The sequence below is a fragment of the Clostridium sp. TJA032 genome (genome assembly GCF_058310275.1).
Map to the genome: position 1 here is coordinate 232,319 of NZ_JBZEFB010000002.1, position 20,741 is coordinate 253,059.

The following is a 20,741-nucleotide window of genomic DNA, read 5'->3' on the forward strand; positions in this document are numbered from 1 at the left end:
TTCCCCCTAAGTTGTATAATATAAACCTTAATCCTCTTTTATCTTATCATCTTTATATAAAAAAACCTGTCAAATCATGCACATATAATCTTATTTTTTATCGTTATTTAACGACATAAGTTTCTTATTGCAAACCCAAAATTAATTTTTTCTGTATTTTTCTGTGAAATTTTTTTATTTTTTATGCATATTTTTTTATCCTTTCATAATTTAGCAATAAATTTTATGAAAACGTTGTAAATACTATAATTTATCCACTTTTTATATAATTAGTTAATTTATGAAAATTACTTATTATGCAATAATTCAATCTATAAACTTATATATATTAAATAATTAGGGGGATTTGTTATGAAAAATAAAAAACAAATTAAAAAACGTAGAAGAGCTCTACTTTGTGTTTTTGCTGCTTTCGCCTTTTCTTTTAATGCCTTAGGAAAAATAACTTATGCTTCACCTAAGGCTGATTCTCAAATATCAAATTATAGTGAAAATTATGAGAAATCAAATTCTATAGAAAATCAACCTATCTCTTCCTATTGGTATCCTGAAGATTTATTAAAATGGAGTGCAAAAAACGACAAAGATGTTTTATTTAATAAAAGTACAGTACCACTAGCAAAAAGAGTCGAAAAAGATAAACTTGATACAGTTAATGAAACTCAAAATAAGGATGTTAAAGTTGTAGCAATTTCAATTATGAATGCAAATACTAGTGGAAATCCTTCTCAAGGTTCTAATCAATTTAGCTCTAACACCTTCTCATACTGGCAGTATATAGATAAATTAGTATATTGGGGTGGCTCTGCTGGTGAAGGTTTAATAGTTCCTCCAAGTCCTGATGTTACAGATTCAGCACACAGAAATGGTGTTCCTGTTTTAGGAACTATATTCTTCCCTATGACAGCTCATGGTGGAAAAATGGAATGGTTAAATCAATTTCTTCAAAAGGATTCTAACGGAAACTTCCCAATAGTTGATAAATTAATAGAAGTTGCCGAAACTTATGGCTTTGATGGTTGGTTTATAAATCAAGAGACTGAAGGTACTGAAGAGGAACCTCTAACAAAAGAACACGCCTCTCTTATGCAGGAATTAATAAAGCAGTTTAAGGAAAAATCAAAAAATAATCTTGAAATAATGTGGTATGATTCCATGACAAAGGAAGGAAAAATGGATTGGCAAAATGCCTTAACAGATGAAAATGAATATTTTTTAATAGATGGAGATAAAAACAAAGTTGCAGATAGTATGTTTTTAAACTTTTGGTGGACAAATAATAGTTTAAAAGACAAAGACCTTTTAAGAGTGTCTAATGAAAAAGCTAAGGAAAGTGGAATAAATCCTTATGACTTATACGCTGGAATAGATGTTCAAGCAAATGGCTATAAAACTCCTATTAGATGGACTCACTATCAAAGAGATGGACAAGCACCTTTTACTTCTTTAGGTTTATATTGTCCTAGCTGGACATACTTCAATGCAGAAACTCCTGAGGAATTCTTAGATAATGAAAGTAAGCTATGGGTAAATGAAAAAGGAGACCCTTCTAAGGCTACAGAAGCTGAAGGTGTTGACTGGAGAGGAATATCAACTTACTCAGTAGAAAAAAGTGCTGTAACAACTCTTCCTTTCACCACTAATTTTAATATGGGAAATGGCTATGACTTCTATGTTGACGGTAATAAAGTTTCAACTGAAGATTGGAATAATAGAAGTTTAAATGATATAATGCCAACTTATAGATGGATTATTTCAAATGAAGGAAATAACAACTTAAAAGCTGATATAGATTATAAGACTGCTTATTATGGTGGTAATTCAATTAAAGTCTTTGGTTCTCTAGAAGGAAATACCCCTTCTACATTAAAGCTTTATAGCGCAGATTTAAACTTACCAAAGGGAACAGAGTTTTCAACTATAGCTAAGGCTAATGAAACAGGAGTTAATATGGATTTACTTCTTACCTTCCAAGATGGAACAGAAGCCTTAATAAAAGGAAATACTTCTCTTAATAAAGAGTGGACAAAAGTAAATTATGATATATCTCCATACTATGGTAAATCAATAAAAACTATATCATATAAATTTTCAAGTGAAAAACCTTTAGAAAACGCTTTAATAAATTTAGGAAATATAACTGTTGAAGTTCCTAACTCTAGTGAAATAGTAAATATAGATAATGCAAATTTAAATGACGTAGAATTTAAAAATGGAATTTATGCTGGTGCAAGACTTTCATGGAATGCAAATGATTCCTCTAACGTTCATCATTATGAAGTATATAGAATTATGAAGGATGGTTCTAAAGTTTTAGTAGGTGCAACTCCTAACAATAATTATTATGTTGGGAATTTAAAAAGAGATAATAAGGAAGCCAACACTAAATTTGAAATAGTTGCTGTTAATAAAAACTTAAAAAGAGGAAATAGTCAAAGTATAACTATGGAATGGCCTGACTATCCTTCACCACAAGCTTCATTTAAAGTTTCTAATACATTAATAGCTCCAGGTCAATCTGTAACATTTACAAATACTAGTTCTGAAGTTACAGAAGAAGTATTATGGAAATTCCCTGGTGCAACAATAGAAAGTAGTACAGAAAATAATCCAACTGTAGTTTACGAAAAAGAAGGGGTTTATCCTGTAACATTAATAGCTAAGAACTCTGCTGGAGAAAATGTAGAAACTAAAACTGAACTTATAACTGTTACAAATAAAGCAAAGGATGGCTTAATAAACTTATCTCTTAATAAGGATGCTACTGCTTCAAGCTTTGTAAATGAAAATGAAGCACCTAAATTTGCTTTAGATGGAGATGTAAAAACAAAATGGTGTGCAGTAGGAGAAGCACCTCATACTTTAACTATAGACCTTGGAGATATTAAAACCATAAGCGAATTAGAAATAAGCCATGCAGAAGCTGGTGGAGAAAGTTCTGGAATGAATACTAAAGCATACTCTCTTGAAGCTAGTAAAGATGGAAAGAACTTTACTAAAATACTTTCTGTAGAAGATAATAAAGAGGCAATAAGTAAAGATGCTTTCCCTGTTACAGAAGCTAGGTATGTAAGAGTAAATATAATAAAGCCAACTCAAGGTGCAGATTCAGCAGCTAGAATATACGAAGTTGCTATAAAAGGATTGGATGGTACTTTAGATTTACCACCTGCACAAAATCCTGATAAACCAGTTGAACCCGATAAACCTAATAATCCTGAAAATCCAAATAACCCAGAGAACCCAGATTCTCAAGAAAAACCTGAAAATGGTGGTAACGTAGATATAACAGCTACAGAACCTCAGGATTTCAAAAGCAAAGAAATAACTGAAAATAGCGTACTATTATCCTGGAAAGCTCCTAAGGATGAATCTTTAATTAAAGAATATGTTATATATAAAGATGGTGAAGAAATAGCACGAGTTTCTTCTGATAATGAGCCTCTTGAATTTTTAGTAAAAGATTTAAATGAAAACACTAAATATACCTTCTCTATTTCATCTTTAGACAAAGAAGGAAATGAGTCAAAGAAAGTTTCTTTAGAGGTTACAACAAAGAAATTAGAAAGTGGAAATTTACCTAATACAGGTTCCCCATTAAATGCTTCTGCTCTAGCAACAGTAGGAATTGCCTTATCTGGTTTAGGTGCTTATTTAAGCTTAAGAAAAAAGAAAAAATAAATAATATTTAAATAAAACAACCTACTAAATATTAGTAGGTTGTTTTTAAAATTTAATTAAAATTTTTAAAAACAAATCTTAGTAAAATTAATGAAAGAAACTAGTGAATATTCTGAAAATTCCCAATTGTTTTTTAGTTTAAAATTAAGTTAATAATACCTAATTTCTATTTACTTTTAACCCTAAAAGTGTATAATTAATAATATCAAATAATAGAATTTATTATTTGATATTATTAATTAATTAAGTAACAAATCATTAAAATTTATATTAATTTATCAATATTTTATATACTTATTTAACATAGTTAATAGAATTATTGGTAATTATATATAGGGATAGAGGTTAGATTAATTAATTTAATATATTTCAGGTTTATGTATAAAATAATTCTTAATTTATAAAAAATATTACATTGTTGAAGGGAGGTAGCTGCATATTATTCTACAAAAAATATGTAGCGTATGTAGTGAAGCACTTAAATATTAAAGACGATTTATTTTGGGTAGGAGCATTAGATCCAAACCTTAGAGTATTTGACATAATAATGTATACACCTCATGGAACAACTTATAACTCATATGTTGTTAAAGGTAGTGAAAAAACTGCAGTATTTGAAACTGTAAAAGATGGATTCTTTGATCAATATATAGAAAGATTACAAGACTTAGGTGTTGAGCCTTCAGAAATTGACTACATAGTTGTAAGTCATACTGAACCTGACCATGCTGGTTCTATAGATAAGTTACTAAAATTAGCTCCTAAAGCTAAGATAGTAGCATCACCAATAGCTATTAACTACATAAAAGAAATAGTTAACGGAAGCTTTGAATCAATTCCTGTTAAAGATGGTGATTCAATTTCTTTAGGAAATAAAACTTTAAAATTCATGTCAGTACCTTTCTTACACTGGCCAGATACAATCTACACTTATATAGAGGAAGATAAAACTCTTATAACTTGTGATTCCTTCGGAAGCCATTATTGTACTGAAGAAATGTTTGATGATTTAATAACTAACGAAGATGAATATCTAGGTTCTTTAAAATACTACTTTGATTGTATAATGGGACCATTTAAACCTTACGTATTAAAAGCTTTAGATAAAATTAAAGATTTAGATATAGAAATAATTTGTCCAGGTCATGGACCAATATTAAGAAGTAACCCTCAAAAGGTTATGAACCTTTACAAGGAATGGAGTACTCCAGCACCTAAGAATGAAGTTAAGAAGGTTTCAATTTTCTACGTATCTGCTTATGGATATACTAAAATGTTAGCTGATAAGATAGTTGAAGGCCTTAAATCTACTGGTGATTTAGATATACACATGTTTAATATAATTGAACATGATATGTCAGAATTAGTTAACGAAGTTAATACATCAGATGCTATATTATTTGGTTCACCAACTATAGTTAATGAACTTCTTGAGCCAGTTAGAGACTTAATGTCAAAACTTAACCCTGTAATACATGGTGGAAAAATAGCTGGTGCCTTCGGTTCTTTCGGATGGAGTGGTGAAGCTGTTCCTAGAATGGAAGTTAGATTAAAAGAATTAAGAATGAAAATGCCTGTAGAAGGATTAAGAGTTAAATTTAAACCTTCTGAAGAAGAAGCTCAAAAAGCTTTCGACTTCGGAGTTGGAATTGGAAATGCTTTAAAATAATTTTAAAAGTTTGAATATATTAAATAGAGAGTAGTAAGGTTTTCTTACTACTCTTTTTATATTAAATATTATTATCTATTCTATCTTGATTAAAATTTATACATTTAAAGTCCTCTACAGATACTTCTACTATATATCTTCTCTTCCCATATTCATCTTCAAAACTTCTAGTTATAAGTCTTCCACTAACACTTAACATATCTCCTTTTTTTAGATATTTACAAGCTATTTCAGCTTTTTTATCCCACATTATTATTGGTATAAAATCTTTTTTTCTTTCCCCTGTAGAAGATTTAAAATTTCTAGCCACAGCAATTGTAAATTTGGTAAAGACTTTTTCACTATTTTCTACATATCTTAATTCTGGATTCTTTACAAGACGTCCTAATAAAACTATTTTATTCATGTAATATAACCTCCTAAAAATTCTTACCTATGATTTTAACCAAAAAAGTTAAATTTATTCAAAATTCATATTAATTTTTATTTTTTTAGTAAAAATTTTACCTCAAATGGTATATAATTAAAATATAATAAAATTTACGGAGGTATTAATATGGCAATTTTAGTTTGTGGTGGTGCTGGTTATATCGGTAGCCATATGGTTGCTGATTTACTTGAAAAAAATAAAGAAGTTGTTATTTTAGATAACTTTGAAAAAGGACATGAAGATGCAATTCTTGGAGGAAAAGTTTATAAAGGTGACTTAAGAGATAGAAAAATCTTAGACAAGGTATTTACTGAAAATGATATAGAAGCTGTTATAGATTTTGCTGCATACTCTCTTGTAGGAGAAAGTATGACTCAACCTTTAGAATACTTTGATAATAACGTTTCAGGTACTATATGCTTATTAGAAGCTATGAGAGATCATAATGTAAAATATATAGTATTTTCTTCAACAGCAGCAACATATGGAGAACCTGAAAATATTCCTATATTAGAAACAGATAAAAATCTTCCAACTAACCCTTATGGAGAATCTAAACTTCTTGTTGAAAAGATTTTAAAATGGTGTGATAGTGCTTACGGTATAAAATATACTGCCTTAAGATACTTTAATGCAGCTGGTGCTCATATTAGTGGAAAAATAGGAGAAGACCACTCACCTGAAACTCACCTAATTCCATTAATCTTAGAAGTTGCTTTAGGAAAAAGAGAAAAAATCATGATATTTGGTGATGACTATAAGACTAAAGATGGTACTTGCGTAAGAGACTATATTCATGTATCAGATTTAACTTCAGCTCACTCTTTAGCTCTTGAAAGATTAATGAATGGTGGAGAAAGCAGAATATATAACTTAGGTAATGGTACTGGATTTACAGTAAAAGAAGTTGTGGAGGCTTCAAGAAAAGTAACTGGTCATAAAATCCCAGCAGAAATTGCTCCTAGAAGAGCTGGAGACCCTGCTATACTAATAGCATCATCAGAAAAAGCTATTGAAGAATTAAATTGGAAACCTCAATTTAACTCTTTAGAAACAATAATAGAAACTGCTTGGAAATGGCATAAAAATCATCCAAATGGATATGAAAAATAAATAATAAAAGAGTTATTCTTTGAATAACTCTTTTTTATATTTTTCTTAATCTTTCTTTTTCGGCTACTATAGCATTTACTTCTCCACCTAATATTAAAATCATAGAGGTTATAAACATCCAAGTCATAAACATAAACACAGCTCCTAAACTTCCATAAAGTCTAGAGTAATTACTAAAGTTGTTTACATAAAAAGCAAAGATATAGGATATTGATATCCACCCTAAAGTTGTTAAAACTGCTCCTGGAATAACTTCAATCCATCCAAGTCTTACACAAGGAGTAGCATTATATAAAAACATAAAAAATAATATCATAATTAAAATTACTACCACATACCTTAATATATTCCAAACCTTATATATAAACTCAGGATGTTCTAAAAACCTTATAAAAAAGTCTCCTATTACATCTCCAAAAACAAATAAAAATAATGTTGCAATTACAATTAATGCTAATAAGACTGTGTAAATCATAGAAATTATTTTTAACTTAATATAAGACCTAGTTTCCTTAACTCCATATGCTTTATTCAATCCCTTAATTACAGCTTTAAAACCAGAAGATGACACCCATATAGCTAAAAATATACTTATCCATAATAATCCTGTCTGTTCTCTATCTACAATTTCAATAACAGTACTTTTTATTAAATCAAAGGCTTCTGTTGGCATAACATTACTTAATAAATTAAGTATGGTATCACTATTTAAATTACTAAAACCTACTAAAGTCATTAAAAACATTAAAAAAGGTATAAATGATAATACCATATAATATGCTAACTGAGCCCCTAAGGCAAAAATATCGTCATTTCCTATTTTTTTTATGAACATCACAAGAAATATTATAGTTTTTCTCAAAAAACCTTTTGATTTCTCTTTCATAAAACGGCTCCTTACAAATAAATATTAATTTTATAATTAACTATAGATATATTAATTATACACATTTATAATAAATATGTATAACTTATATAAATATAACTTTCTTATAAAAGACCTAAAAAATCATATGAAAAATTTTAAATTTTAAATAATAAAGGTTGGTGAATTTAATGTCGAAAGATGATAATTTTAAGAATAACGACACTCAAAAATCAAAGAAAAAAAATAAAGCAAAAATAATTGTATTAACACTATTCTTTTTACTTCTTATAGGAATAGGTCTTGGGGCTACATACATACACTCTACACTTAATAAAATGGATATAAAAAAAATAACCCAAGATGATGAATCTTTAGGAATAGATAAAGAAAATGAAGATATTTTTCAAGATGGAATTTTAAATGTTGCTCTCTTTGGTGTAGATAGTAGAGACCATAATAATACTGGACGTTCTGATGCTATAATAATAGCTACTGTTGATACTAAGCATGATAAATTAAAACTTACCTCTCTTATGAGAGACAGTTATGTAGATGTAGATGGTCATGGTATGACTAAATTAAATCACGCCTACTCTTATGGAGGACCAACTTTAGCTTTAAAAACTATAAACGAAAACTTTGGATTAAATATAAAAGATTATGTTACAGTAAATTTTGATAGTTTAGCCGAAATAATAAATCATTTAGGTGGGGTTACTATAGATGTTAAGCCTTATGAAATAGCTGAAATTAATAATGCCTGTGATAGTAATGGAAATAAGTTTCCTCCAGTTCATGCAGGTAATCAAGTATTAAATGGTGAACAAGCTGTAGCCTATGCAAGAATACGTTATGAAGGAAATGGAGATTATGAAAGAACTGAAAGACAAAGAAATATTCTTGATGCATTAGTAAATAAACTTTCATCTTTAAAACCTTCTGAATATCCAGACATAGTAAATAAACTTTTACCTTATGTTGAAACAAACTTAACTCCATCTAAAATAATTAAGGTTGCTACTTCTGTAGCTAAAACTGGAATTCCTCCATTAGAAAATATGCGTTTTCCTCTAGATGGATATTGCAAAGGAGAAATGATGGATGGCACTTGGTATCTAATTTTTGACCAAGCCAAAACAAAAGAACAAATTCAAAACTATATTTATAACGATGTTAATCCTAATTAATAAAAAAAGCTAGAAAATATTTATTGTTTTCTAGCTTTTTTACTTTACATAATTAATGGTATAATTATACTAAAATATAAAAAATCTGAAAGGATGAGATTATGATTTATACCCTTGAAAATGAATACTTAAAAGTTACTTTAAGCAATCATGGCGGAGAATTACACAGTATTACTGGAAAAAAAGATAACACAGAATTTTTATGGTCAGGAGATGAAGCCTACTGGAAATATCACTCTCCAGTACTTTTCCCTATAGTAGGAAAAGTATTTAACGGAAAATATAAGGTTAACAATGAAATATATGAATTACCTCAACATGGATTAGCTAGAGTACGTGATTTTAATATGATAGAAAAAAGTGAAAATAGTATATCCTTTGAACTTAAATATTCTGAAGATACTTTAAAAATATATCCTTTTAAATTTTCACTTATAATTAAATATACATTAAAAGAAAATAATTTAGATATAAAATATATCGTTAAAAATTTAGATAATAAAGAAATGTATTTTTCAATAGGAGCTCACCCTGCTTTTATGTGTCCTATAGAAAAAGATAATTTTGATGATTACTATTTTGAATTTAACAAAAAAGAAAAGGCAAATATAATGGAATTAATAGGTGCTGGATATTTTTCAAAAGAAGAAAAACCTTATTTAAAGGATGAAAATATAATAAATTTATCTACTGATTTATTTAAAAATGATGCCTTAGTTTTTAATAATCTAAATTCAAATAAAATAGCATTAAAATCAAAAAAACATAAAAAATATATAGACTTTGATTTTTCTGGTTTTCCTTATTTAGGACTTTGGTCAAAAGATACAGGTGCTCCTTTTGTTTGTATAGAGCCTTGGTTTGGTCATGCTGATTTTTATGGTTTTGAAGGAGAGCTTAAAGATAAAGCCGCTATAGAAAAACTTATGCCTAAAAAAGAGTTTACCTGTGATTATAATATTTCTTTCTATGAATAAAATATTGCAAATTAAATAAAAAAAGTTGAAGCATACCCTTCAACTTTTTTTATGTTTCATCTCTATGATAATTATTAACTATTTTTTGTACAATCTTTTTAACTACACTAGCCTGTGCAATTAAGGTCATAACAGTTAAAAAGGTTACTATACAATCTCTATCCTTTTCTTTTATATCAGAAAATTTTATTATTTCTTCTATTTTATCGTTATTAACTAATGGTACCTCTAAAAATCTTTTTATGCTTTCCTCTTGAACTTCTCCAAACATTTTGTAAGCAGTTTCCCAAGATATTATATCATCACTTCTATCATTAATATCATTAAAAGCTAAAGCAAATACTTTTTTAATCTCATCGGTTTTTAACAAGGGTCTCATATAACTTAATAAAACCAACTGAGCTAAGTGCACCTTAGTGTATCCTCGTTTTTTACCATCTTCTGGTTTTGATATCACCTCACTTTTAATATAATTTTGAACTATATTATTAGTGAATTTATCCTCTGTAAACTTATCATTTAGATAATCTATAACCTGTGAAAGAAATAAATCATACTTTGGCAAATCATCATAGGAAACCATACTATTTTTTGACATTTCCTCTACCAAATCTCTTATTTGTTCAGAATTAAAATTATTAATATCCATAGTACACCTCAAATTTCGTTTTAAACCCTTATTATGTATTATATAGTATCTATAATCACATTACAAGTTAATACCCTCTATTTTATGATGATATGGTAATTTTATAATAAAAAACTTTTTATAGAAAAATTCTTTTATATTTAATTCTATATTAGTAAAATATTTTCAAATTTTTTTAAAAAAATTTAAATTTACTTTAGTTAATATTAGATTTTTTTTGACAAATATGAAATAAAATATTCTGAATTTCTAAATTCGCATATTTACACCTATTTTTCTATACAATAATAAACAATATACTAAATTATTCATATAATATTGTATAAATTAAATAATTTGACGTACGACATTTTTAATATTTTTTTCCAATTTTATTTTTAAATATATATTTTATAAGTTAATTGTTATTTTTTCATGTAAATTTGCTACCATTATATCAATATTTATCCTTTTGTTTGACTTTTTGTCAAAATATTTAAGTCTATTTATGTAAAATAAATTAATCTTTACCTTGACTTTTCAAAAAAATGGTAGTATATTTAATATATAATTGATTGAGAATAAAAAAAATTGTAAACAAACATTTTTTTTGACAAAACATATTGACTTAATATGACAAGTTTGTTAATATTATAATGCGTTTTGTCGAAAGTTGTAAAATGCAAGGAGGAAGTATAATGAAATCAACAGGTGTAGTAAGAAGAGTAGACGAATTAGGAAGAATAGTTATTCCTATAGAGTTAAGAAGAACATTAGATATCGCAGAAAAGGATGCTTTAGAAATATATGTAGATGGTGAACAAATCATCTTAAAGAAATATGAGCCAGCATGCATATTCTGTGGAGATGCAAGAGATGTTGTTAACTACAAAGGTAAAAACATCTGCCAAAAATGTTTAGATGAATTAAAAAAATAGTAATTAACTTATTTTATATAAATAATTAATTAACATTTTAACCCTAACCAATAATAATTTTAACACTATATCCCCTTATAGTGTTAAAGCACTTCATAATCCCCTATGAAGTGCTTTATTTTTTATTAAATTTATTTTTATTTATATTAAAGATATTTGTCAATTATATATCTAAAGAAAATTTATATATTTCTGACTTTGCAACTCCTCTATCCTTTGCTACTTGTTTTATAGCATCTTTTTTCTTCATTCCTTCATTATCAATATAATGTATTATATGTTCTTCTATTGACATGCTTATCCATTTTGAAGTATTTTCCTCTTCTATTTCTTTATTTGTTTTTCCTGAAATAACAAAAACAAATTCTCCCTTTGGAGCATTTTCTTCAAAATGAAGTTTTGCTTCTTCTAAAGTTCCTCTAAATATTTCTTCATGAAGCTTAGTTAATTCTCTACATATAGCTACGTTTCTATTTCCTAACCCTTCTTTTAAAATATCTATAGTATCTAAAACTCTATAAGGTGATTCATAGATTATTATTGTCTCTCTTCTATCCTTTATGTCTTCAATGAAAGCTCTTTTCTCCTTATTTTCTCTTGGAAAAAATCCCTTAAATATAAATTTAGTTGTATCTAAACCTGAATATATTAAAGCAGTTGTAAAAGCTGTAGCTCCAGGTAAAACTTCAAACTCTATGCCTTCTTCTATACATTTTTCAACAACAACACTTCCTGGGTCTGATATACCTGGTGTTCCTGCATCGCTAACTATAGCAACTGAAACTCCTTCTTTAACTCTTTTAAGAATTTCTTCTCCCTTTCCTTGTTCATTATGTTTATGATAACTTATTAAAGGCTTTTTAATTTCAAAATGATTTAAAAGTTTAAGGGTTTGTCTTGTATCCTCAGCAGCTATTAAGTCAACACTTTTTAAAACCTCTAAAGCTCTTAATGTAATGTCTCCTAAATTTCCTATTGGAGTTGGAACTAAATACACTTTACTCATTTTTAAAAATTCTCCCTTCCATATATCTTATTTATCTCTTCACTATATCCACCTTCATCATTGTAAACATATAAAGGTGCTTCCCACTTTAAGAAAGCTCCTCCATCTCTTTGTCCTTCCACTAAAACTATATTAGCAGCTTTTTTTGTATTAGGATGAACCATTCTAACTCTTTTAGGTTCTATTTTATATTTTCTCATAAGACAAAATATATCTGCTAATCTCTCTGGTCTATGTACAATATATAATCTTCCATTATCTTTTAAGAATCTTCTACTTGCCTTTATTACATCTTCTAAGGTACACATAATTTCATGTCTAGCTATAGCAAGCTTATCCTTTGGATTAATTATTCCTGCATTATTTAATTTATAGGGAGGATTAACTGTTACTACATCAAACCTAGGCATTGATTTTATTAACTTTTCATCCTTTAAATCTCCACACACAAAGGATAATTTATCCTGAAGATTATTAATTTTCGCACTTCTATTTGCCATTTCAGCAAATTCTTCCTGTATTTCAACCCCATATACTTCCTTAGGTTCTTTTTTTCCGTAAATAATAAAAGGAATTATACCTGTTCCTGTACATAAATCTAATACAGAATGCTTTTTATTAACATTAGCAAAATTAGCTAATAAAACAGCATCTACTCCAAATCTAAATCCTTCTTTTTTCTGTATTAAATGAAGCCCATTTAATTGTAAGTCATCAAGAGTTTCATCTTCTTTAACTAAATCTAAGTTAAGATTATTTAAAGTTTTAGTCATATATACACTCACCTTTTTATAATAATTATCATAAAATATATAAAAATATTTATAATATATTTAATCTTCTATTTTATATTATATACTTAATCGAAAAATTAAAAAATGCCAAATAGCTTAAATAGCTATTTGGCATAAACAATCTAATTATAATATTCTTCTAGCTGATGAATAATTATATATAGGTCCTACTATTACACCAACACCTGGTCTAGCAGCATGAATCATTTGTCCATCTCCTACATATATTCCAACATGACCCACTCCATTAGTAAATACTAAATCTCCAGGTTGTAACTGATCTCTAGATACAGGTCTACCTTGAGTTATTTGTGAGTAAGTAGTTCTAGTAATTTCCTTACCTACTGCATGTCTATATACATAGCTAGTAAATCCTGAACAGTCAAAGGCATCAGGACCTACAGCACCATATACATATGGTTTTCCTATGAATTGATATGCATAAGATACTACAGCTGAAGCAGCTCCTGAACTTGGTGGTGCTACTGTTGTTCCACTATTTGATGAAGAACTGCTACTACCACTATTACTGCTACTGCTTGATTGGCTTGAAGATGCATTTACATCTCCTCCTCTATTAGGTGCACTACTTACAGTTTCCTGTGATTTCTTAGTTTCAATTAAATCCTTAGCTTTTTCTATAGCTTGAGCAGCCTCTGCATCTACTTCTGGAGTTTTTATTTGATTTCTTAATCCAGTTAAAGCTGTAACAGCTTGATTTAAATCAGTTATTGAACTATTTTCATTTATCTTAGCAGTCCAAGGTTCTATTAATTTTTTCTCTAATGGAGCTAATTCTCCAACAACCTTCTCTTGCTCTGCTTTCATATCTTTTATAGCAACTTCTTGCTCTGCTTTCATTTTGTTTAATTCATCTATCTTAGTTTGAGTTTCTGAGTTAAGGTCATTTAACTCCTTAGTTTTATCTTCTAATTCTTTAACTTGACTATCAAGTTTGTCCTTTTCTGAAGTTAATTGGTCAATTACTTGTTTATCCATGCCCATAACTCTACTTATAGCTTGGACTTTTGATAAAAAGTCTCCTATTCCATTAGAATCTAATAAAGCTGTTAAATAAGTCGCTTGTCCACCACTTTTATATGTTGCTCTTATTCTTTGACCTAAAACTTCTTGTTGTTTTTCTATCTTTTGCTTTGATTCATCAATTTGAACCTTAACAGTTGAAATCGATTCCTTTGTCTTAGCAATCTCCTCTTTATTTTTCTCTACTTGGAAAAATAAAGGTTCTATCTTTTCTGTTAATCCATCTATTTTATCTTCTAACTCTCTTATCTTACTATTTATATCTGCATATTTATCTTGACTTTGTTCCATTTGTTGCTTTTGATCATCTGTAAGTGGAGTTGCGAATACACTTTGTCCTACTCCAAATGCCATTGTAGCAGCAAGAACTGTTGAAATTATTTTTTTCTTCATATCTACTTGCCCCCATTTAATGAAAAATAGGAACTCATCCCTCCCCTATGTTAAAAGTTTTACACCTATACATTATATCATTTGAAACCTTTTTGTAACAATATAATTTTGTCATTTTTTTGTTAAATAAATATATTTTTTTCACTATTTTTACACTTTTTTAACTTTTTATGCCATATTTATCCTATTTTGAGATTTTATTTCCAATAATTCTTTGTATTATAGAACCTCCAATCAAGATTATAACAAAGATAATTTTTATAGAATTTCCACTAACAAAATTATCTATAACCCCTAAAATAGTTCCTGCAAGTCCTATAAGAATATTTCCTATAGCATTACATTGTATGTATTTTGCACTATATTTACCTTTTTGATTTTCTCCTTCAAATCTCTTTTTGTTTGCAAATAATATTATCCCTACAACTATTAATAAAAAACTAGCTGCTAAAATAATAATTGAACTTATTTTCATTAGTTTCACCTCATCATCTTAATTTTAAATTCTAAATAACATTATAACATCCATAGCAAAATATGAAATATTATAATTTTATATATTATAAATATATATTATAAATTTTTTTTATTTTTTTGTTGACAATAATATTTTTTTCTCATATAATAATAAATGTCGCCGGGGTGTGGCGCAGATGGGAGCGCGCGTGGTTTGGGACCATGAGGTCGCAGGTTCGATCCCTGTCACCCCGACCAAAAGGAATTGCAAAAGCAATTCCTTTTTTTTATAAAAATCTTTCTTTATTATATGAAAGATACTTATCTTTTATTTTCTTCATTAATATACATTTCAAAAGCTTCCTTTAAATATATATCTTCTTTTGAAGCCATTTTAAATAAAGAAAAATAAAAAAGGTATAATATTGAAATAGCTATTATAAAAATCATAATCTTTACTACACTCTCCTTTTATAATCTATAACTTATTATTAAATGCTTTCCAAATTTCTTTTTCATTATTCAATTAATAATACATTTTTAAAATTTGTACATAATAACTTTATAAAAATTATTTTCCTAAAATTCTATAAATTTTCTACCTATAAAAACTTAATCAAAAGAAAAATAAATAGAAAGGAGAGAATCATCTATAAAAATTTTAATTTATGATGATTTAATTTATTATGCACAAAAAATATAAAAATTTACTTAACGAACTTATTTATTCCTACTACAATGAAGATTCCTTTGAGGAAAAATTAGAAAATATACTAAATGAAAATTTTTCAAATAAAGAAGAAGGATTAAAAGTTATCTGCTCTTTATGTGGAATTTCTTTAAACAATGTATCTAAAACTTCTCCTTATGAAATAAAAAAGGCTATAACCTCTTATGAAATCAAAAATAATTTAAATGATAAAATATCCTTTTTAAAAGGAAAATGCTCAAAAGATTGCACAGGAGATTGCAAAAGCCTCTGTCCTTTTGATGCTATAGTAGTTGACCCTATAGATAATAGTAAATATATAGACAAAGATTTATGTGAAAACTGTGGTATTTGTGTTGATTTTTGTGAAAATGGACACTTTTTAGATAAAGTAGAACTTCTCCCTCTTCTTGAATTAATTAAAAATAACAAACCTGTTATTGCTATTGTAGCACCAGCTATTATTGGCCAATTTGGAGAAGATGTATCTTTAGATATGCTAAGAGAAGCCTTTATAAAGGTAGGGTTTTCAGACATGATTGAAGTTGCCTTTGCAGCTGATATGTTATCTATAAAAGAAGCTCTTGAATTTAATCATCATGTAGAAAAAAATGGAGATATACTAATTACTTCTTGCTGTTGTCCTATATGGGTAGCACTTTTAAGAAAATCTTATAATGATTTAGTTAAAGATGTGTCTCCTTCAGTTTCACCAATGATAGCTATGGGTAGAGTTATAAAAAAACTAAACCCTAAAAGTAAAGTAGTATTTATAGGCCCATGTATAGCTAAAAAAGCTGAAGCTAAAGAAGAAGATTTACTAGGAGCCATAGATTTTGTTTTAACCTTCGAGGAAGTAAAAGTGCTATTTGAAGCTTTAAAGATAGAACCTAAAAATTTAAAAGGTATTCCTTCTATAGAATATGCCTCAAAGGGAGGAAGAATTTATGCTAAAACTGGTGGAGTATCTAAAGCTATACAAGAAGTTGTAGAGGAGCTTTATCCTTCTAAAGGAAAAATATTTAAAGCAGTACAAGGAAATGGAGTTAAAGAGTGTAAAGAACTTTTAAAAAAGGTACAAAATAAAGAAGTAAAAGCTAATTTTATAGAAGGTATGGGATGCATTGGTGGATGTGTTGGTGGTCCTAAAAGAATTATTGATTCATCTTTAGGAAAAGAAGCTGTAGAAAAACTTGCTAAAAAATCACCTATTAAAATTTCCACTCATAGTCCTATAATGGATGAAATTTTATTAAGAATTGGAATAAAATCCTTAAAAGACTTTGAAGATAAAGAAAAAATATCTATTTTTGAAAGAGAATTTTAAAAAGCTACCTAATTAGTTAAAAATATTTCTTCTTAACTTAATTAGCATTTATATGTTAAACTGTATTTTGGGGGTGAGGCAATAAATGCTTAAAAATATAAAAGGAGTTATTTTTGACCTAGATGGAACATTAGTTGATTCTATGGATGTTTGGGCTAAAATTGATGAGGATTATTTAAATAATCTTGGATTAGAAGTGCCTAAAAACTTAAAAGAAGAAATTACACATTTAGGCTTTAAAGAGGTTGCTAAATACTTTAAAAAAAGATTTAATATTGAAAGTTCTGAAGAAGAAATAATGAAAACATGGCATGATATGGCTTATGTAGAATATAAAAATAATATAAAACTTAAATCTGGTGCAAGAGAATTTCTTGAGCAACTAAAAAAATCAAATATAAAAATAGGATTAGCAACTAGTAATTCATATCCTTTATTAGAGGTTTGTTTAAAAGAAAATGATATATTTCACCTATTTGATTCTATAACAATTACAGGAGAAGTTCCTAGAGGAAAGGATTTTCCTGATGTTTATCTATTAGCTGCTGAAAGATTAGGCTTAGAACCTAAAGAATGTGCAGTATTTGAAGATATCCTTCCTGCTGTTAAAGGTGCTCTTAGTGCTGGCATGAAGGTTTTCGCTGTAGAAGAACATACAGTATCTGAAGAAGAAAAATCTCAAATAAAAGAACTAGTACATGAATACATAGATTCCTTTAAAGATTTACTTATAAATTAAGTAAAGTACATAATTTAAAGAAAAAAAGCTCAATTAAAATTGAGCTTTTTTTATATTTTTTTTATAGCTTCTTTAATTTCATTTGCTCTGCTACTCCATGTGTTTTCTTTAGCTTCGCTTCTTAAAATATTAAAATAGCTTCTATGTCTTCTTTTTAGCTTTAAAGCCTTATCAATATTTAATAAAAATTCATCAGAATTCTTAGAAACTATACAAGACTCATAATTTTTGCATTCATTTATATCTGTTGTAACTATAGGTTTTTCTAAAGCCATATATTCAAAAATTTTCAAAGGTGATGTTGAATCAGTTATATCATTTTTTATAAAAGGAACCATACATACGTCAAAATGCTTTGAGTAATTTATTAAATCGTCATAATCAATCATTCCAAGATAAGATATATTCTCATAATTTTTTAAATTACTATTATCATAGGAACCATCATAATTCATCCCTATTAAAACTATTTCATACTTTTCTCTTTCCTTTGCTAATTTTTCAATTAAATCATAATCAAACCATTTAGCTAAGGCTCCATAATAACCTATTATATGTCTTCTTTTTCTTAATATAGGTTTAATTTTTTCACCAACAGTATATTTTTTGTTAAAATCCTCTAAATTAACAGCATTAGGAACTAAAATATTATTTTCATCCTGTCCTCTAAAATCATCTACAATATCTTTTAATTTTTTTGCTGTTGAAAGTACTAATACATTTTTAGTATCTCTTAAAAGCTTTTTATGGTCCTCAATCATTTTGTCAGTTATACTATAACCACTTATTTCACTAGATAGTTCATCAACAAAATCATATATAACCTTAAAGCCCTTATCCATATAAGATTTTATCTTTTCGTAATCAACAAAATTCAAGCAAGTTGCATAGACATGTACAAATTTAGCTTTATTGATATCCTTTATAGCCTCAAAAAAAGCTACGTTTAAGCTATATAAATCTAAATTTAAAACATATAAGTTATCTTTTATCTTTTTTATAGAATATATATCATCATTTTTAGAATCACTTCTATATATATATAAGATTTTTTTATTACTAAGGGCTTCTGCTAAATGTTGAGGTCTTTGTTTCATCTCTATATTCCATCCAAAGGAACCATGAAAAACTACAATTTCTTCGAAATCTTCTATTTCTAATATGCTTTTTATCTTTTCATAAAAACAGTTAAACTGTGTTTCAAATAATATTGAACTTATTGCATCTTCAATATATTTAGAAGCTTTAGAACATATTTCATTAAATTTTCCTGATAATATATCCTCCTCTGTTATTTCATTTTTATAATAAGACTTTTCTTCTCCATTCTCGTCTATTTCCTTAGTAAGCTTCATTTTAGAATTTATAAGTTCATTAAGATTTAATTTTTCTATAAGAAAAAGATTTAATTCTCTTTTTTCTTCATAGGTAAAATCATTAATATCTTTTTTTAACATTGTTTCAAAAATATTACTCATAAAAATTCTCCTTATAATAAGCCTTTAATATTATAAATTTTAACATTTGTCTTATAATTAATACACAAAAGAGGATATAATCCATTTTTATGGTCATATCCTCTATTATTTATTTCCAAGTTGAATCTAAGAATATAAAACCTTCAGATTCTCCTTCATTTTTAACTTCAAAAGAAACTACATTTTCTTGTGTTTCTAATGCAACTAGATTTTGACTTTCTGAAAATATAGCATCTAAGTAATAAATTCCTTCTTTAACATCTAAAGAATCAATTTTAAAAGTGATTTTGTTTTTTCCTTTTTTCCAAGGTATAGAAAACTCATCTACATTACTATTTACAGAAAAAATAAATTGGTCTGCATTTCTATATTCACAAGGCTCTCTATAAGCTCTTCTCATTTCAATTGTAATACCAGCATTTTTAACAGAAGGATTAAAAACTTCATATTCAATAGAAAGGTCTATAGAATCACCTTTTTCATAAAACTTTTTCTTATTTTTTATTTCTACATTAATAAGCTCTACGAATTTTCCTACCTCAACTTCTTCCTTATCTCCACTTTTCATAAGTTTATCATAATACTTTTCTACTATGTCAAAAGAAGGGCCAATATCAACAACATGCCCTTTTTCAAGCCAAATAGCCCTTTCACAAAAGGTTTGAACAGTTTCAAGACCATGAGATACATAAAGAACAGTTTTCCCAGCTTCCTTAAATTCATTAAATTTATCCATACATTTTTTTTGGAAACCAACATCTCCTACAGATAATATCTCATCTACAATAAGTATATCAGGATTAATGTTTATAGCAACAGCGAAGGCTAATCTAGCATACATACCACTAGAGTAACTTTTTACTGGTTGATTTATAAACTCTCCTATATCTGCAAATTCTATTATATTATCTTTAACATTATCAACCTCTTCTTTAGTTAATCCCATAAGGCTTCCATTAAAATATATATTTTCCTCTCCTGTAAGCTCTGGATTAAATCCAGTACCTAATTCTAATAAAGAAGAAACTCTTCCATTAACATTAACTTCTCCTGATGAGGGAAAAGAAACTCCTGTTAATATTTTAAGTAAAGTAGATTTACCTGCTCCATTATTACCTATAATACCTACTATTTCTCCTCTATCAACATAAAAAGAAACATCCTGTAAGGCCTTAAACTCCTTAACCTCTTTTTTTGCAAAAGGATTTATTATGCTTTTTATTCTACTTGACTTTGAGTCATAAACTCTGTAATTTTTACAGAGATTTTTTACTTCTATTGCCTTTTCCATTACTTCTCCTCCA

Annotated in this window: 18 protein-coding genes and 1 tRNA gene; 9 read left to right on the forward strand and 10 right to left on the reverse strand. The window is 27.6% G+C overall.

The window, feature by feature from the left end:
- Nucleotides 1–351: 351 nt before the first annotated feature.
- Both AC4FRL_RS08130 and AC4FRL_RS08135 read left to right on the forward strand, forming a co-directional pair.
- A complete protein-coding gene (locus AC4FRL_RS08130) occupies nt 352–3,681 on the forward strand; it encodes an endo-beta-N-acetylglucosaminidase (RefSeq protein WP_491139733.1) in 3,330 nt (1,109 codons plus the stop codon).
- 469 nt (nt 3,682–4,150) lie between these two features.
- A complete protein-coding gene (locus AC4FRL_RS08135) occupies nt 4,151–5,350 on the forward strand; it encodes an FprA family A-type flavoprotein (RefSeq protein ID WP_491139734.1) in 1,200 nt (399 codons plus the stop codon).
- Nucleotides 5,351–5,411: 61 nt separating this feature from the next.
- On the opposite strand, the gene AC4FRL_RS08140 is transcribed toward AC4FRL_RS08135, so the two are convergent.
- On the reverse strand, nt 5,412–5,756 hold the full coding sequence (locus tag AC4FRL_RS08140) for a single-stranded DNA-binding protein (protein ID WP_491139735.1): 345 nt from the start codon (nt 5,754–5,756) through the stop codon (nt 5,412–5,414).
- Nucleotides 5,757–5,906: 150 nt separating this feature from the next.
- Here AC4FRL_RS08140 and galE point away from each other — a divergent pair, with 150 nt between their 5' ends.
- The gene (gene galE, locus AC4FRL_RS08145) at nt 5,907–6,893 is read left to right on the forward strand and encodes a UDP-glucose 4-epimerase GalE (RefSeq protein WP_491139736.1); all 987 of its coding nucleotides are present in this window, start codon (nt 5,907–5,909) and stop codon (nt 6,891–6,893) included.
- A 34-nt stretch (nt 6,894–6,927) separates the two neighbouring features.
- On the opposite strand, the gene AC4FRL_RS08150 is transcribed toward galE, so the two are convergent.
- Nucleotides 6,928–7,779: a YihY/virulence factor BrkB family protein gene (locus AC4FRL_RS08150; RefSeq protein WP_491139737.1), complete on the reverse strand. Its 852-nt coding sequence runs from the start codon at nt 7,777–7,779 to the stop codon at nt 6,928–6,930.
- Between the two features lie 170 nt (nt 7,780–7,949).
- On the opposite strand from AC4FRL_RS08150, the gene AC4FRL_RS08155 reads away from it, so the two are divergent.
- Nucleotides 7,950–8,948, forward strand: a complete 999-nt coding sequence (locus AC4FRL_RS08155) for an LCP family protein (protein WP_491139738.1) — start codon at nt 7,950–7,952, stop codon at nt 8,946–8,948.
- A 101-nt stretch (nt 8,949–9,049) separates the two neighbouring features.
- On the forward strand, nt 9,050–9,925 hold the full coding sequence (locus tag AC4FRL_RS08160; RefSeq protein WP_491139739.1) for an aldose 1-epimerase family protein: 876 nt from the start codon (nt 9,050–9,052) through the stop codon (nt 9,923–9,925).
- Nucleotides 9,926–9,974: 49 nt separating this feature from the next.
- Here AC4FRL_RS08160 and AC4FRL_RS08165 read toward each other — a convergent pair whose 3' ends face one another.
- Nucleotides 9,975–10,574 (reverse strand): DUF1836 domain-containing protein, encoded by a 600-nt coding sequence (locus tag AC4FRL_RS08165; RefSeq protein WP_491139740.1) that lies wholly within the window; start codon nt 10,572–10,574, stop codon nt 9,975–9,977.
- 677 nt (nt 10,575–11,251) lie between these two features.
- Here AC4FRL_RS08165 and AC4FRL_RS08170 point away from each other — a divergent pair.
- On the forward strand, nt 11,252–11,491 hold the full coding sequence (locus AC4FRL_RS08170) for an AbrB/MazE/SpoVT family DNA-binding domain-containing protein (protein WP_003476163.1): 240 nt from the start codon (nt 11,252–11,254) through the stop codon (nt 11,489–11,491).
- A gap of 163 nt (nt 11,492–11,654) precedes the next feature.
- On the opposite strand, the gene rsmI is transcribed toward AC4FRL_RS08170, so the two are convergent.
- The 4 genes from rsmI to AC4FRL_RS08190 all read right to left on the reverse strand — a co-directional run bounded on the left by rsmI (nt 11,655) and on the right by AC4FRL_RS08190 (nt 15,203).
- Nucleotides 11,655–12,497, reverse strand: coding sequence for a 16S rRNA (cytidine(1402)-2'-O)-methyltransferase (gene rsmI / locus AC4FRL_RS08175; protein WP_491139741.1), 843 nt, complete (start codon nt 12,495–12,497; stop codon nt 11,655–11,657).
- Between the two features lie 2 nt (nt 12,498–12,499).
- A complete protein-coding gene (locus tag AC4FRL_RS08180; protein WP_491139742.1) occupies nt 12,500–13,270 on the reverse strand; it encodes a tRNA1(Val) (adenine(37)-N6)-methyltransferase in 771 nt (256 codons plus the stop codon).
- A gap of 147 nt (nt 13,271–13,417) precedes the next feature.
- Nucleotides 13,418–14,728, reverse strand: a complete 1,311-nt coding sequence (locus AC4FRL_RS08185; RefSeq protein ID WP_491139743.1) for a C40 family peptidase — start codon at nt 14,726–14,728, stop codon at nt 13,418–13,420.
- 184 nt (nt 14,729–14,912) lie between these two features.
- Nucleotides 14,913–15,203: a hypothetical protein gene (locus AC4FRL_RS08190; RefSeq protein WP_491139744.1), complete on the reverse strand. Its 291-nt coding sequence runs from the start codon at nt 15,201–15,203 to the stop codon at nt 14,913–14,915.
- 163 nt (nt 15,204–15,366) lie between these two features.
- Here AC4FRL_RS08190 and AC4FRL_RS08195 point away from each other — a divergent pair.
- A tRNA-Pro gene (locus AC4FRL_RS08195) sits at nt 15,367–15,442 on the forward strand.
- A gap of 63 nt (nt 15,443–15,505) precedes the next feature.
- Here AC4FRL_RS08195 and AC4FRL_RS08200 read toward each other — a convergent pair.
- Entirely contained in the window at nt 15,506–15,634 is a 129-nt protein-coding gene (locus tag AC4FRL_RS08200; RefSeq protein ID WP_491139745.1) for a hypothetical protein, read from the reverse strand.
- A gap of 236 nt (nt 15,635–15,870) precedes the next feature.
- Between AC4FRL_RS08200 and AC4FRL_RS08205 the strand changes: the two genes are divergently transcribed.
- Nucleotides 15,871–17,220: a [Fe-Fe] hydrogenase large subunit C-terminal domain-containing protein gene (locus tag AC4FRL_RS08205; protein ID WP_491139746.1), complete on the forward strand. Its 1,350-nt coding sequence runs from the start codon at nt 15,871–15,873 to the stop codon at nt 17,218–17,220.
- A gap of 85 nt (nt 17,221–17,305) precedes the next feature.
- On the forward strand, nt 17,306–17,959 hold the full coding sequence (locus AC4FRL_RS08210; protein WP_491139747.1) for an HAD family hydrolase: 654 nt from the start codon (nt 17,306–17,308) through the stop codon (nt 17,957–17,959).
- Between the two features lie 50 nt (nt 17,960–18,009).
- Here the strand turns inward: AC4FRL_RS08210 and AC4FRL_RS08215 are convergent, their stop codons facing one another.
- Both AC4FRL_RS08215 and AC4FRL_RS08220 read right to left on the reverse strand, forming a co-directional pair.
- Nucleotides 18,010–19,437, reverse strand: coding sequence for a glycosyltransferase (locus AC4FRL_RS08215; protein WP_491139749.1), 1,428 nt, complete (start codon nt 19,435–19,437; stop codon nt 18,010–18,012).
- A gap of 109 nt (nt 19,438–19,546) precedes the next feature.
- The gene (locus AC4FRL_RS08220; protein ID WP_491139751.1) at nt 19,547–20,728 is read right to left on the reverse strand and encodes an ABC transporter ATP-binding protein; all 1,182 of its coding nucleotides are present in this window, start codon (nt 20,726–20,728) and stop codon (nt 19,547–19,549) included.
- Nucleotides 20,729–20,741 lie beyond the last annotated feature (13 nt).